The organism is Pseudomonas sp. MWU12-3088, from assembly GCF_023242405.1.
Taxonomy (GTDB): domain Bacteria; phylum Pseudomonadota; class Gammaproteobacteria; order Pseudomonadales; family Pseudomonadaceae; genus Aquipseudomonas; species Aquipseudomonas kribbensis.
The window spans coordinates 1-15,291 of the sequence record NZ_JALJEA010000011.1; the positions used below are offsets into that span (position 1 = coordinate 1).

The window sequence follows — 15,291 nt, forward strand, 5'->3', positions numbered from 1 at the left end:
TTCGATGGTGATCACCGCGCCGTTCGACAGGGTCACGGTCACCGGAGTGCCGGCCGGGTTGGTCAGGGTCGCGGTATAGACGATCGAGCCGCCTTCGGCCACGGTGCCGGTCGCGGTGAGCGACAGGTTGGTGGTGTCGATGGTGTCGGTCACGGTGGTGCTGACCGGAGTTTTATCAGCAACCAGATTCTCGTAGTTGCCACCGGTCACGTTGGTGATCGCGTTGGTGAGCGGCGCGTGGCCGTTCAGCACATCGTTCGGCGCGGTGGTGGTCACGGTGCCGGTGGTTTTGCCCACTTCAATGGTGATTTGCTGACCGTTGGACAGGGTCACGGTCACTGGCGAGCCAGTCACCGGCGCGCCCACGGTCGCGGTGTAAGTAACGGTGCCACCTTCGGCGGCGGTTTCGGAAGCAGTGAGCTTCACGGTCGTCGTGTCGATAGTGTCGGTGACTTCGGTGACGGCCGGAACGGTGCTTGGCACCAGGTTCTCGAAGTTGCCACCGGTTGCATCCTTGATGGTGACTTCGACCTTGCCGGCATCCTTGTAGACGTCATCGGCCGGGGCCGGAACGGTTACGGTACCGGTGGTTTTACCGGCTTCGATGGTGATGACGGCGCCGTTGCTCAACGTCACGGTCAGCGGCGTGCCGGCCGGGTTGGTCAGGGTCGCGGTGTAGACGATCGAACCACCCTCGGCCACGGTCCCGGTCGCGGTCAGCGACAGGTTGGTGGTATCGATGGTGTCGGTCACTGTGGTGCTGACCGGGGTTTTGTCGGCGACCAGATTTTCGTAGTTGCCGCCGCTGACATTGGTGATGGCGTTGGTCAGCGGAGCATGACCGTTCAGCGCATCGTTCGGCGCCGTGGTGGTCACGGTGCCGGTGGTCTTGCCGACTTCGATGGTGATTTGCTGACCGTTGGACAAAGTCACGGTAACTGGCGAACCGGTCACAGGTGCGCCCACAGTCGCGGTGTAGGTGACTGTGCCGCCTTCAGCCGCCGACTCGGTCGCAGTCAGTTTGACCGTGGTGGTATCGATGGTGTCAGTGACCTGAGTCACCGCCGGAACGGTGCTCGGCACCAGGTTCTCGAAGTTGCCGCCAGTGGCCGTCGAAATGGTTGCTTCGACTTTGCCCGCGTCCTTGTATACGTCGTCCGCCGGAGCTGGAACGCTAACGGTGCCGGTAGTTTTACCGGCCTCGATGGTGATCACGGCGCCGTTCGACAAGGTCACGGTCACCGGAGTGCCCGCCGGGTTGGTCAGGGTCGCGGTATAGACGATCGAACCGCCTTCGGCCACGGAGCCGGTAGCGCTCAGGGTCAGGTTGGTGGTGTCGATGGTGTCGGTCACGGTGGTGCTGACCGGAGTTTTGTCAGCCACCAGATTCTCGTAGTTGCCGCCGCTCACGCCGGTGATCGAGTTGGTCAGCGGCTCGTGACCGTTCAGCGCGTCATTTGGCGCAGTGGTGGTCACGGTGCCGGTGGTTTTACCGACCTCGATGGTGATTTGCTGACCATTGGCCAGGGTCACGGTAACCGGAGAACCCGTCACCGGAGCACCAACAGTCGCGGTGTAGGTAACGGTGCCACCTTCAGCAGCGGTTTCGGTCGCGGTGAGTTTCACCGTTGTGGTGTCGATGGTATCGGTGACGTTGGTCACGGCCGGAACGGTGCTCGGCACCAGGTTCTCGAAACCGCCGCCGGTGACGGTCGAAATGGTCGCTTCGACTTTGCCCGCATCCTTGTAGACGTCATCGGCCGGAGCCGGAACGGTCACGGTGCCCGTAGTCTTGCCGGCTTCGATGGTGATGACGGCGCCGTTCGACAGGGTCACGGTCATCGGGGTGCCGGCCGGGTTGGTCAGGGTCGCGGTGTAGACAATCGAACCACCCTCGGCCACCGAGTCGGTGGCGGTCAGGTTGAGGTTGGTGGTGTCGACAGTGTCCGATACCGAGGTGTTGGCCGGTTTGCTGTCGACCGCCAGGTTCTCGTAGTTGCCGCCGGTGGCCTTGTCGATGGTCACGCTCAGCGAGCTGCCGCCCGCCAGCGGGCTGTTCGGCGCGACGAAGTTCACGGTGCCGGTGGTCTCGCCCACGGCGATAGTGATGGTCTGGCCGTTGGACAGGGTCACCACGACCGGCGAGCCGGTCACTGGCGCAGTCACGGTCGCGGTGTAGACCACGGTTTCGCCTTCGGCGACGTTGGCGGTAGCGGTCAGCGATACTGTGGACGTGTCGATGGTGTCGTGGACGGTGGTGACAGCCGGGGCAGTGCTGGTGACCAGGTTTTCAAAGTTGCCGCCGGTGGCGCCCTTGATGGTCGTTTCCACGGTGCCGGCGTCCTTGTAGACGTCGTCCTTCGGTGCGTCGACGGTCACGGTGCCGGTGGTTTTGCCGGCTTCGATGGTGATCACGGCGCCGTTGCTCAACGTCACGGTCACCGGGGTGCCGGCGGCGTTGGTCAGGGTCGCGGTGTAGGTGATCTGGCCACCTTCGTTGACTTCCGGCGTCGCGCTCAGGGTCAGGTTGGTGGTGTCGACGGTGTCGGTCACGGTGGTGCTGACCGGGGTCTTGTCGGCGACCAGATTTTCGTAGTTGCCGCCGCTCACGCCGGTGATCGAGTTGGTCAGCGGTTCGTGACCGTTGAGTGCATCGTTTGGCGCGGTGGTGGTCACGGTGCCGGTGGTTTTGCCGACTTCGATGGTGATTTGCTGCCCGTTGGCCAGGGTCACGGTCACCGGGGAACCGGTTACCGGAGCGCCAACAGTCGCGGTGTAGGTGACGGTGCCGCCTTCCGCCGCCGACTCGGTCGCGGTCAGTTTGACCGTAGTGGTGTCGATGGTGTCGGTGACTTCGGTCACGGCCGGAACAGTGCTCGGCACCAGGTTCTCGAAGTTGCCACCGGTTGCATCCTTGATGGTGACTTCGACCTTGCCGGCGTCCTTGTAGACGTCATCAGCCGGAGCCGGAACAGTCACGGTACCGGTGGTTTTGCCAGCCTCGATGGTGATGACCGAGCCGTTGCTCAAGGTCACGGTCACCGGAGTGCCCGCCGGGTTGGTCAGCGTGGCGGTGTAGACAATCGAGCCGCCTTCAGCCACGGTGCCGGTCGCGCTCAGCGTCAGATTGGTGGTGTCGATGGTGTCGGTGACGGTGGTGCTGACCGGTGTCTTGTCGGCGACCAGGTTCTCGTAGTTGCCGCCGCTTACGTCGGTAATCGAGTTGGTCAGCGGTGCATGGCCGTTCAGCGCATCGTTAGGTGCGTTGGTGGTCACGGTGCCGGTGGTCTTGCCGACTTCGATGGTGATCGACTGACCGTTGGACAGGGTAACGGTGACTGGCGAACCGGTCACAGGTGCGCCCACAGTCGCGGTGTAAGTAACGGTCCCGCCTTCAGCCGCCGACTCGGTCGCAGTCAGTTTGACCGTGGTGGTGTCGATGGTGTCAGTGACCTGAGTCACGGCCGGAACGGTGCTTGGCACCAGGTTCTCGAAGTTGCCACCGGTGGCCGTCGAAATGGTGGCTTCGACTTTGCCCGCGTCCTTGTATACGTCGTCCGCCGGAGCTGGAACGCTAACGGTGCCGGTAGTTTTACCAGCCTCGATGGTGATCACCGCGCCGTTCGACAGGGTCACGGTCACCGGGGTACCAGCCGGGTTGGTCAGAGTTGCGGTGTAAACAATCGAACCGCCCTCGGCCACGGAGCCAGTGGCGCTCAGGGTCAGATTGGTGGTGTCGACGGTGTCGGTCACGGTGGTGCTGACCGGAGTTTTGTCAGCCACCAGGTTCTCGTAATTGCCGCCAGTGACACCCGTGATCGAGTTGGTCAGCGGTTCGTGGCCGTTCAACGCGTCGTTCGGTGCGGTGGTGGTGACGGTGCCGGTGGTTTTACCGACTTCGATGGTGATCTGCTGACCATTGGCCAGCGTCACGGTGACTGGCGAACCAGTCACCGGTGCGCCAACAGTGGCGGTGTAAGTGACGGTGCCACCTTCTGCTGCCGACTCGGTCGCGGTCAGTTTGACCGTGGTGGTGTCGATGGTGTCGGTGACTTCGGTAACCGCTGGAACAGTGCTTGGCACCAGGTTTTCGAAGTTTCCGCCGGACGCATCCTTGATGGTCACTTCGACTTTGCCAGCGTCCTTGTAGACGTCATCGGCCGGAGCCGGAACGGTCACGGTACCAGTGGTTTTGCCTGCTTCAATGGTGATGACGGAGCCGTTGCTCAACGTCACGGTCACCGGGGTGCCGGCAGGGTTGGTCAGGGTAGCGGTGTAAACAATCGAACCGCCCTCGGCCACGGTACCGGTCGCGGTCAGCGACAGATTGGTGGTGTCGACGGTGTCGGTCACGGTGGTGCTGACCGGGGTTTTGTCAGCCACGAGGTTTTCGTAGTTGCCGCCGCTCACATCAGTGATCGAGTTGTTCAACGGTTCATGACCGTTCAACGCATCGTTCGGTGCGGTAGTGGTGACGGTACCGGTGGTCTTGCCGACTTCGATGGTGATGGTCTGGCCGTTGGCCAAAGTGACAGTCACTGGCGAACCGGTCACAGGCGCACTGACCGTCGCGGTGTAGGTGACGGTTCCGCCCTCGGCCACCGATGTATCGGCGCTCAGTTTGACGGTCGAGGTGTCGATGGTATCGGTGACTTCCGTCACGGCAGGGACGGTGCTTGGAACAAGGTTTTCGAAGTTGCCACCGGACGCGTCCTTGATGGTCACTTCGACCTTGCCGGCGTCCTTGTAGACGTCATCGGCTGGGGCCGGAACGGTCACGGTGCCGGTAGTTTTACCAGCCTCGATGGTGATGACCGAGCCATTGCTCAAGGTCACGGTCACCGGCGTGCCAGCCGGGTTGGTCAGGGTCGCGGTGTAAACGATCGAACCACCCTCGGCCACGGAGCCGGTCGCGGTCAGCGACAGGTTGGTGGTGTCGATGGTGTCGGTCACGGTGGTGCTGACCGGAGTCTTGTCGGCGACCAGGTTCTCGTAGTTGCCGCCGCTTACGTCGGTAATCGAGTTGGTCAGCGGTGCATGGCCGTTCAACGCATCGTTCGGCGCTGTGGTGGTGACGGTACCGGTGGTTTTACCGACTTCGATGGTGATTTGCTGACCATTGGCCAGGGTCACGGTCACCGGCGATCCGGTCACTGGCGCGCCAACAGTGGCGGTATAAGTGACAGTGCCACCTTCTGCTGCCGACTCGGTCGCGGTGAGCTTCACCGTGGTGGTGTCGATGGTATCGGTGACTTCGGTGACGGCTGGAACGGTGCTTGGCACCAGATTTTCGAAGTTGCCGCCGGACGCATCCTTGATGGTCACCTCGACCTTGCCGGCATCCTTGTAGACGTCATCGGCTGGAGCCGGAGCGGTTACGGTACCGGTGGTTTTACCCGCTTCGATGGTGATGACCGAGCCATTGCTCAAGGTCACGGTCACCGGGGTGCCGGCCGGGTTGGTCAGGGTCGCGGTGTAAACAATCGACCCGCCCTCGGCCACGGAGCCAGTGGCGGTCAGCGTCAGATTGGTGGTGTCTACGGTGTCGGTGACGGTGGTCGAAACCGGGGTCTTGTCGGCCACGAGGTTTTCGTAGTTACCGCCGCTCACGTCAGAGATCGAGTTGGTCAGTGGTTCGTGACCGTTCAACGCGTCATTCGGCGCGGTGGTGGTCACGGTGCCGGTGGTCTTGCCCACTTCGATGGTGATTTGCTGACCATTGGCCAGGGTCACGGTCACTGGCGAGCCGGTCACTGGCGCGCCAACAGTGGCGGTATAAGTGACAGTGCCACCTTCGGCTGCCGACTCGGTCGCGGTGAGTTTCACCGTGGTGGTGTCGATGGTATCGGTGACTTCGGTGACGGCCGGAGCGGTGCTCGGCACCAGATTCTCGAAATTGCCGCCGGTTGTACCGGTAATGCTGACTTCGACTTTGCCCGCATCCTTGTAGACGTCATCAGCCGGAGCCGGAACAGTCACGGTGCCAGTGGTTTTGCCAGCCTCGATGGTGATGACCGAGCCGTTGCTCAAGGTCACGGTCACCGGAGTGCCCGCCGGGTTGGTCAGCGTGGCGGTGTAGACAATCGAGCCGCCTTCAGCCACGGAGCCAGTCGCACTCAGCGTCAGATTGGTGGTATCGACGGTGTCGGTGACCGTGGTCGAAACCGGGGTCTTGTCAGCCACGAGGTTTTCGTAATTGCCGCCGCTCACGTCAGTGATCGAGTTGGTTAGCGGCGCGTGGCCGTTGAGTACATCGTTCGGTGCGGTGGTGGTCACGCTGCCGGTGGTCCTGCCGACTTCGATGGTGATTTGCTGACCGTTGGCCAACGTCACGGTGACCGGGGAGCCAGTCACCGGTGCGCCAACGGTGGCGGTGTAAGTGACGGTGCCGCCTTCAGCGACCGAAGTGTCAGCGGTCAGTTTCACGGTCGAAGTGTCGATGGTATCGGTCACTTCGGTAACCGCCGGGACAGTGCTCGGAACGAGGTTCTCGAAGTTGCCGCCGGATGCATCCTTGATGGTCACTTCGACTTTGCCGGCGTCCTTGTAGACGTCGTCGGCAGGGGCCGGAACGGTCACGGTGCCGGTGAGCTTGCCGGCTTCGATGGTGATCACCGCGCCATTGGACAGGGTCACGGTGACTGGCGAGCCGGCGGCATTGGTCAGGGTCGCGGTGTAGACGATCGACCCGCCCTCGGCCACGGAGCCAGTGGAGCTCAGGGTCAGGTTGGTGGTGTCGACGGTGTCGGTGACCGTGGTCGAAACCGGGGTCTTGTCGGCTACGAGGTTTTCGTAGTTGCCGCCCGTAACGTCGGTGATCGAGTTGGTCAGGGGCGGATTGCCGGTCAGCGCGTCATTCGGCGCGGTGGTGGTCACGGTGCCGGTGGTCTTGCCGACTTCGATGGTGATCTGCTGACCGTTGGCCAGGGTCACGGTCACAGGCGAACCGGTCACCGGCGCGCCAACGGTAGCGGTGTAGGTGACAGTGCCACCTTCGGCTGCGGTTTCGGTCGCGGTGAGTTTTACCGTGGTGGTGTCGATGGTGTCAGTGACTTCGGTCACGGCGGGAACGGTGCTCGGCACCAGGTTCTCGAAATTGCCGCCAGTGGTGCCGGTAATGCTGACTTCGACCTTGCCGGCGTCTTTATAGACGTCATCGGCCGGCGCCGGAACGGTCACGGTGCCGGTGGTCTTGCCCGCTTCAATGGTGATGACTGAGCCGTTGCTCAACGTCACGGTCACTGGCGTGCCAGCCGGGTTGGTCAGTGTCGCGGTGTAAACGATCGAGCCGCCTTCGGCCACGGAACCGGTGGCGCTCAGCGACAGATTGGTGGTGTCGATGGAGTCGGTGACGGTGGTGGTCGCCGGCGTGGTGCTCGGCACCAGATTCTCGAAGTTGCCGCCCGTGGCACCGGTAATCGTGGTGCTGACGGTGCCGCCGTTGTTGTAGACGTCATTCGGTGCGGTCGGCACGTTGACGCTGCCGCTGGTCTTGCCGGCTTCGATGGTGATGGTCGAGCCGTTCGACAGGGTGACGGTCACCGGCGTCTGCGCCGGGTTGGTCAACGTCGCGGTGTAGGTGATCTGGCCACCCTCGACCACGGTGCCGGTCGCGGTCAGGGTCAGGTTGGTGGTGTCGACCGAATCGACGATATTGGTAACGGCTGGCGTCGGGTTCGGCACCAGATTCTCGAAGTTGCCGCCCGTGGCACCAGTGATGGTGGTGGTGACGGTGCTGCCATTGTTGTAGACGTCATTCGGCGCGGTCGGAACGTTGACGGTGCCGGTGGTCTGGCCGGCGCCGATGGTGATGGTCGAGCCGTTGGACAGGGTGACGGTGACCGGCGTCTGCGCCGGGTTGGTCAGGGTCGCGGTGTAGGTGATCTGGCCACCTTCGGTGACGCTGCTGCCCGCCGTCAGGGTGACGGTGGTGGTGTCGATGGTGTCGGTGACCTGGGTCACGGCCGGGGTGGTCGGCACGGTGACGGTAATGCCGTTGCCGCCGGTGGTGCCGGTGACGGTCACGTTGATCTGGCTGGCGTCGTTGTAGACCGTGTCATTCGGGGCCAGCGGCACGTTGACGGTGCCGGTGGTGGAACCGGCCGGAATCACGATCACCGCGCCATTGGACAGGGTGACAGTGAGGTCGGTCAGCGGCGCCTGGGTCAGGGTCGCGGTGTACACCAGCACGCCGCCGGCTTCGGTGATGGTCGGCGTGGCGCTGAGGCTCAGGGTCGAGTCGCGCAAGGCGTTGGCGGTGGTGTCGGTGGTCTGGCCGCCGGTGATGTTCTGGGCGGCTTGACCGCCGGAGTTGATGCCCGCAGTCGGGAAGCCGATGGTCGGATCGACGCGGCCAGCGGTCGCATCGAGCATCACGAAGCTGTGGCCGCCACCGGCGGCGCCGCCTGTACCAGCGGCGGTCGGGCCGGCTGCTGCGGCCTCTAGGGCGGTGGTCGGGTCGACACCGGCGGCAATGGCTTGCTGCAGTTCTTCAACGGACGGCGCGGCCTGCGCAGTGGCCTCGGCCAGGTCGGTGACGGAGTCCGGAGTGTCGGCGCTCCATTGAGTGTCACGACCCAGATCGAGGGTGCGGCCATCAGCCAGTTCCAGGGACACCGCGCCGGAAACGCCGGTATCGACCTGATCGCCGGCGAACAGACGGTCGCCTTCAACGAGTACGCGACGGACGCCCTCTGGGGACACCACGAAAACCTGACCGACAATGCTTTTGACGATGGCCACAACACTGCTCATTGAAGACTCTCCGGGTGTCACGTTCAGTTGACTTCCATAGACCTGATGGCTTTTCTGCGCCGATTCAGTCTGGACGTACTTTTAAAAAAATGTGAATCAAGTTTGACGCTGATCTTCGTCAATATTTTGGCTAGAATCTTTCGCTATTAACTTTATGCCAAACTATTGACCTTATGGATGCCATCCTAAACAATCGCCCCACTAATGTCACATTGATATTTACGCGGCGACTTGCCCTTGAGCATGTGATCCAGTTCCGGTTTTAAACTTTCCGACATACGGTCATTCCGGTTGCCATCATCCGACGCAGCACCCTTATTTGCTGTGATTCACGACAAGAAGTTTTGGGAATTCCTTACCATGCGTTCGCCCCTGTTCAAGGCTCTACCTTTCGCTCTCGCCGCGTCTTTTGCTCAAGCACAATCCTTACCGGAAGCCATGCAACAGGCACTGGATGTCCATCCGGAAATCCAGGCAGGGGTCAACAGTCGATTGGCTGCGGATTATCAGTTAAAGGCTGCCAAAGGTGGATACCTGCCCAAGGTCGACCTGCTCGGCGGTTATGGCCGTGAAGGCACCGACAGCGTCACCACCCGTGCCAACGGCGGTGGCAATCACTGGGAAACCCTGAACCGTGGTGAGTCGAGTGTGCGACTGTCGCAAATGGTTTTTGACGGTTTTGCGACGTCCAGCGAAGTCGGGCGTCAACAAGCCACCGTCAACTCCCGCGCCTATGCCTTGCTCGGCACCTCCGAGCGCACCGCGCTGACCGTGGCCCAGGTTTATCTGGATGTGCTGACCCGCCGCGAATTCGTGCGCCTGGCCGAGGAAAACCTCAAGAGCCACCAGCGCATCTACGATCAGATCCAGTTGCGCACCCAGCGCGGCGTCGGCAGCGGTGCCGACCTCGACCAGGCCGAAGCGCGGATGGCCCAGGCCCGCAACAACCTGATCACCGAGCAGACCAACCTGGCCGACTCGGAAACCAACTTCCTCAGCGCCGTCGGCCAGATGCCCGATCAACTGGAGCGTCCGGCGCCGTTCATGGCGATGATGCCGGCCAACCTCAATGAGGCCCGCGCGCAGATGCTGGAGAACAGCCCGATCCTGCGTTCGGCCGAGTCCGACATCGCCGCTGCGGAAAAGCAGTACGAAACCGCCAAGTCGACCTTCTACCCGCGTTTCGACGCCGAGCTGGGCCGCACCGCCGACAACGATCTCGACGGCCAGAACGGTCACAGCAATGAATGGCAGGCCATGCTGCGCATGCGCTTCAACCTGTACTCCGGTGGCAGCAACAAGGCGGATCTGGAATCCAAGTCCTACCTGTCGAACCAGGCGCTGGACATCCGCAACAACGCCCTGCGCCAGTTGAACGAAGAGCTGGGCCTGGCCTGGAATGCCTTGAACAACGCCAACGCCCAGGTGCCGATCGCTCAGCAGTACGTTGATCACAGCACCGCAGTGCGCACCGCGTACCAGCGCCAGTTCAGCCTCGGCGAACGAACTCTGCTGGATTTGCTCGACAGTGAAAACGAACTGTTCACCGCTTCGCGCCGTCTGGCCGAGATCAAGAACATTCAGTTATTTACTCAATACCGAATCAAGGCGACCATGGGCGAGTTGCTCAAGAGCCAGGGAGTGGTCGCACCGATGGCATCCGTTGTGCAGAACGACGTGAAGCCCAAGGTTCAACTGCCCGGGATGAATTGAGTTGTCCCTTTTCAACTGTTAAAGAGTGTCGAGCGTGGAATCAGAAGTCAGTCGAGTTCATCTCAGTCATGATCCACGCGCGTTGCACGACGATCCGTTACTGGATGGTCTGCTCGCCCTTTGCATGCTGCACCAGAAACCCGCCAGCGCGGCGATGCTGACCACCGGTCTGCCGCTACCCAAGCAGCGCCTGAGTGTCGAGCTGCTGCCCCGTGCGGCAGCGCGCGCCGGGCTGCAGGGGCGGGTGCTGCAACGCAAGCTGGAAGAAATTCCGGCCATCGCCATGCCGGCGCTGTTGCTGCTCAAGGATGGCCGCAGTGCCGTCCTGCTCGGCTGGCAGGGAGAGAACGAAGCCCGGGTACTGCTCAGCGAAACCGATGGTGGCGAATCTCTCGTCAACCGTGAGTTGCTGGCCGATGACTACCTCGGCAAGGTGTTCTTCGCCCAGCCCCAGCACAAATTCGACGTCAACCACGGCACGCTGATCCCGCGCGCCCGCTCGTGGTTCCGCGACACCCTCAAGCGTTCGCGCTGGCTGTATGCCGACGCCATCGCCGCCAGTTTCCTGATCAACATCATCGCCATGGCAGCCCCGCTGTTCGTGATGAACGTCTATGACCGCGTGGTGCCGAACCAGGCCGAAGCGACCCTGTGGGTGCTTGCACTGGGCATCACCGGCGCCTATATGTTCGACCTGATCCTCAAGAGCCTGCGCAGCCTGTGCCTGGATCTGGCCGGCAAGAAAACTGACCTGATCATCTCCGCCACGCTGTTCGAACGCATCGTCGGCATGGCCATGAAATACCGGCCGGCGCGGGTCGGCAGCTTTGCCCAGAACATCCACGAGTTCCAGAGCCTGCGCGACTTCCTCGCCTCGCTGACCCTGACCAGCCTGATCGATTTGCCGTTCACCATTCTGATCTTCATCGTCATCGCCATTCTCGGCGGGCATCTGGTGTGGATTCCGGTGCTGGCCTTCCCGATTGCCCTGCTGATCGGCTATGCGTTGCAGAAGCCGCTGGTGGCCACCATGGAGCGCACCATGGCGCTGGGTGCCGAGCGTCAGTCGAGCCTGATCGAAACCCTCGCCGGCCTCGACGCGGTGAAGGTCAACAACGCCGAAAGCGAACGCCAATATCAGTGGGAGCAGACCATCGGCACCCTCAGCCGCCTCGAACTGCGGGTGAAAATGCTCTCCGGTCTGGCGATGAACATCACCCTGCTGATCCAGCAACTGGCCGGGGTGATCATGATCGTTTTCGGCGTGTACCAGATCATCGCCGGCAACCTGAGCATGGGCGGTCTGATCGCCTGCTACATGCTCAGTGGCCGCGCATTGAGCCCGCTGGCGTCGCTGTCCGGTCTGCTGACCCGATACCAGCAGGCGCGGGTGACCATGACTTCGGTCGACCAGATGATGGAGCTGCCGCAGGAGCGCAATTTCGAAGAGCGCCCGCTGAGCCGCAAGGTGCTGCAAGGCGCCATCGAATGCCGTCAGCTCAACTTCACCTACCCGGATCAACAGAACCCGGCGCTGAAAAACATCAACCTGGTGATCCGTCCCGGCGAGAAGATCGGCATCATCGGCCGCAGCGGCTCGGGCAAGAGCTCGCTGGCCAAACTGCTGGTGGGTCTGTATCAGCCGGACGACGGCGCGTTGCTGGTGGACGGCGTCGACATCCGCCAGATCGACGTCAGCGAGCTGCGCTACAACATCGGTTACGTGCCACAGGACATCCAGCTGCTGGCCGGCACCCTGCGCGACAATCTGATTTCCGGCGCCCGCTACGTCGAGGACGAGCTGGTGCTGCAAGCCGCCGAACTGGCCGGCGTGCATGAATTCGCCCGCCTGCACCCGCAGGGTTATGAACTGCAAGTCGGCGAGCGCGGGCAGAACCTGTCCGGCGGCCAGCGGCAGAACGTCGCCCTGGCCCGGGCGCTGCTGCTCAATCCGCCGATCCTGCTGCTGGACGAACCGACCAGCGCCATGGACAACACCGGCGAAGAACGCCTCAAGCAACGTCTGGCTGCAGTCGTTGAAAACAAGACCGTGGTGCTGGTGACGCACCGGGCATCGCTGCTGTCGCTGGTGGATCGCCTGCTGGTGGTCGACCGTGGACAGATTCTCGCCGATGGCCCGAAAGCCGCCGTGATGGAAGCGTTGAAGAAGGGGCAGATCAGTGTTGCTTAAGTCGGGTTTCAAGGATTCGATCCGTCGCTACTTCAAGGGCTCCGCATCGTTGCAGGGCCAGCCGCTGCCGGAGGTCAACAAGGCCTTGATCGAGGACGCGCCGCGTGTGGTGCGACTGACGATCTGGGCGATCATCGGTTTCTTCGTGTTCCTGATGCTGTGGGCCAATTTCGCCGTGATCGACGAAGTGACCAAGGGCGACGGCAAGGCGATTCCGTCGTCGAAGATCCAGAAAATCCAGAACCTCGAGGGCGGCATCGTCTCCGAGCTGTTCGTCAAGGAGGGCCAGATCGTCGAGGCCGGCGCGCCGCTGGTTCGCCTGGACGACACGCGCTTCGCCTCCAACGTTGGTGAAACCGAGGCCGATCGTCTGTCGATGCTGCTGCGGGTCGAGCGTCTGAGCGCCGAGGTCGATGACCGGCCGCTGAATTTCCCCGAGGACGTGCTCAAAGCCGTGCCGGGTCAGGCCAAGAGTGAAGAGTCGCTGTACGTCAGCCGTCGTCAGCAACTGCACGATGAAGTCGGCGGCTTGCAGGAGCAGTTGATCCAGCGTCAGCAAGAGCTGCGCGAATTCACCTCGAAGCAGGCGCAGTACCGCCAGCAACTCGGTCTGCAACGCCAGGAAATCAACATGTCCGAGCCGCTGGTGGCCCAGGGCGCGGTGTCGCCGGTGGAAGTGCTGCGACTCAAGCGTGCCGAAGTGGAAACCCGTGGCCAGCTCGACGCCACCACCCTGGCGATCCCGCGTGCCGAATCGGCGATTAAGGAAGTCCAGCGCAAGATCGACGAGACTCGCGGCAAGTTCCGCAGCGACGCCCTGACCCAGCTCAACGAAGCCCGCACCGACCTGAACAAGGCCCAGGCTACCGGCAAGGCGCTGGAAGACCGGGTCAGCCGTACGCTCGTCACCTCGCCGGTGCGGGGCATCGTCAACAAGATGCTGGTCAACACCATCGGCGGCGTGATCCAGCCGGGCAGCGACCTGCTGGAAATCGTGCCGCTGGACGACACCTTGCTGGTCGAAGCGAAGATCCGCCCGCAGGACATCGCGTTCCTGCATCCTGGGCAGGATGCGACGGTGAAATTCACCGCGTATGACTACACCATCTATGGCGGCCTGAAGGCCAAGCTGGAGCAGATCGGCGCCGACACCATCACCGACGAAGACAAGAAAACCACCTACTACATCATCAAGCTGCGCACCGAGCGCAGCCATCTCGGTACTGACGAGAAGCCGCTGCTGATCATCCCGGGGATGGTGGCGTCGGTGGACATCATCACCGGCAAGAAGACCGTGCTGAGCTACCTGCTCAAGCCGATCATCCGCGCCCGCGCCGAGGCGCTGCACGAACGTTAGATCTTCATTGGTCTTCCGGGCCCCATCGCTGGCAAGCCAGCTCCCACAGCGACCTAGGGTGGACACAAGCTTGTGTGTTCACCACGGAATCTGTGGGAGCTGGCTTGCCAGCGATGGCGTAAGTGAATTCGCCTGTTTACGCACAGAAGTGACGCAAATGGTCACTCACCATCCAGTCCATTCCGAAGCAATCGCCATATCGTTATTCGCTAACGGTATTTAAATTAAGCTTCTTATAGCTATAAAGTCAGCCTCCTGCGTACCTGCCGACCAATCGGCGCGCCGCACGACACGAACCCACACGCAATCCAGCGTGAGTTTCTGATCGACGTGCGCGCCCTTGAACGCGCCGTGCGTGGGAGATTGATTGATGTCCGCAGCTACTGCTACCCCAAGCGCCGCGACTGCCGCGCCGCAAACCTTCGAAATCCGCCCGTTCAGCGGTGCCGTCGGTGCCGAAATCATTGGCCTCGACCTGACCCGTCCGGTCAACGACGAGGACTTCGCCCGCATTCACCGCGCGCACCTCGATCACCACGTCGTGGTGTTCCGCGACCAGCGCATCACCCCGCAACAGCAGATCGATTTCAGCCGCCGCTTCGGCGTGTTGCAGATCCATGTGCTCAAGCAGTTCCTGCTGGCCGATCACCCGGAAATCCTCATCGTTTCCAACATCGTCGAGAACGGCCAGAACATCGGCCTCGGTGATGCCGGCAAGTTCTGGCACTCGGACCTTTCCTATAAAGAGCTGCCGAGCCTCGGCTCGATGCTGCACGCCCAGGAGCTGCCGTCCGAAGGCGGCGACACCCTGTTCGCCGACATGCACAAAGCTTGGGACAGCCTGCCCGAGGCGCTGCGCAAAGCCGTCGAAGGCCGCTCGGCTGCGCATTCCTACACTGCGCGCTACAGCGAAACCAAATTTGAAGGCAACTGGCGCCCGACCCTGACCCCGGAGCAATTGGCTCAGGTCGCGGAAGTCGTGCACCCAGTCGTCCGCACCCATCCGGAAAACGGCCGCAAGGCGTTGTTCGTCAGTGAAGGCTTCACCACCCGCATCGTCGGCCTGCCGGAAGACGAGAGCAAGCAACTGCTCGACGAGCTCTACGCCCACAGCGTGCTGCCGCAGAACATCTATCGCCATCAATGGCAGCCCCACGATCTGGTGTTCTGGGACAACCGCTCACTGATCCACCTTGCCGCCGGCTGCCCGGCGTACCTGCGCCGCAAGCTGTATCGCACCACCATCCAGGGCGACGCGCCTTTCTGATTTGCCGGA

5 protein-coding genes are annotated in these 15,291 nt (G+C 62.3%); 4 read left to right on the forward strand and 1 reads right to left on the reverse strand.

Annotation, left to right across the window (positions count from 1 at the left end; genetic code table 11):
• On the reverse strand, positions 1-8,754 hold an 8,754-nt coding region (locus tag M5B98_RS22840; protein WP_248744060.1), incomplete at its 3' end, for a retention module-containing protein.
• 360 nt (positions 8,755-9,114) lie between these two features.
• Here M5B98_RS22840 and M5B98_RS22845 point away from each other — a divergent pair.
• The 4 genes from M5B98_RS22845 (at position 9,115) to M5B98_RS22860 (ending at position 15,282) form a co-directional block, all read left to right on the forward strand.
• Positions 9,115-10,467, forward strand: a complete 1,353-nt coding sequence (locus M5B98_RS22845) for a TolC family outer membrane protein (RefSeq protein WP_119428529.1) — start codon at positions 9,115-9,117, stop codon at positions 10,465-10,467.
• A 34-nt stretch (positions 10,468-10,501) separates the two neighbouring features.
• Positions 10,502-12,658 (forward strand): type I secretion system permease/ATPase, encoded by a 2,157-nt coding sequence (locus M5B98_RS22850; protein WP_248744061.1) that lies wholly within the window; start codon positions 10,502-10,504, stop codon positions 12,656-12,658.
• Complete coding sequence (locus tag M5B98_RS22855) at positions 12,648-14,015, forward strand: HlyD family type I secretion periplasmic adaptor subunit (protein ID WP_085712607.1); 1,368 nt, start codon at positions 12,648-12,650, stop codon at positions 14,013-14,015. The genes M5B98_RS22850 and M5B98_RS22855 overlap by 11 nt, the downstream gene beginning before the upstream one ends.
• 370 nt (positions 14,016-14,385) lie before the next feature.
• Complete coding sequence (locus M5B98_RS22860; RefSeq protein WP_248744062.1) at positions 14,386-15,282, forward strand: TauD/TfdA dioxygenase family protein; 897 nt, start codon at positions 14,386-14,388, stop codon at positions 15,280-15,282.
• The last annotated feature ends 9 nt before the right edge of the window (positions 15,283-15,291 follow it).

Bases quoted from the DNA above. Each gene is read 5' to 3' on its own strand.
- M5B98_RS22845 (WP_119428529.1), top strand. From the start codon at position 9,115: ATGCGTTCGCCCCTGTTCAAGGCTCTACCTTTCGCTCTCGCCGCGTCT.
- M5B98_RS22860 (WP_248744062.1), top strand. From the start codon at position 14,386: ATGTCCGCAGCTACTGCTACCCCAAGCGCCGCGACTGCCGCGCCGCAA.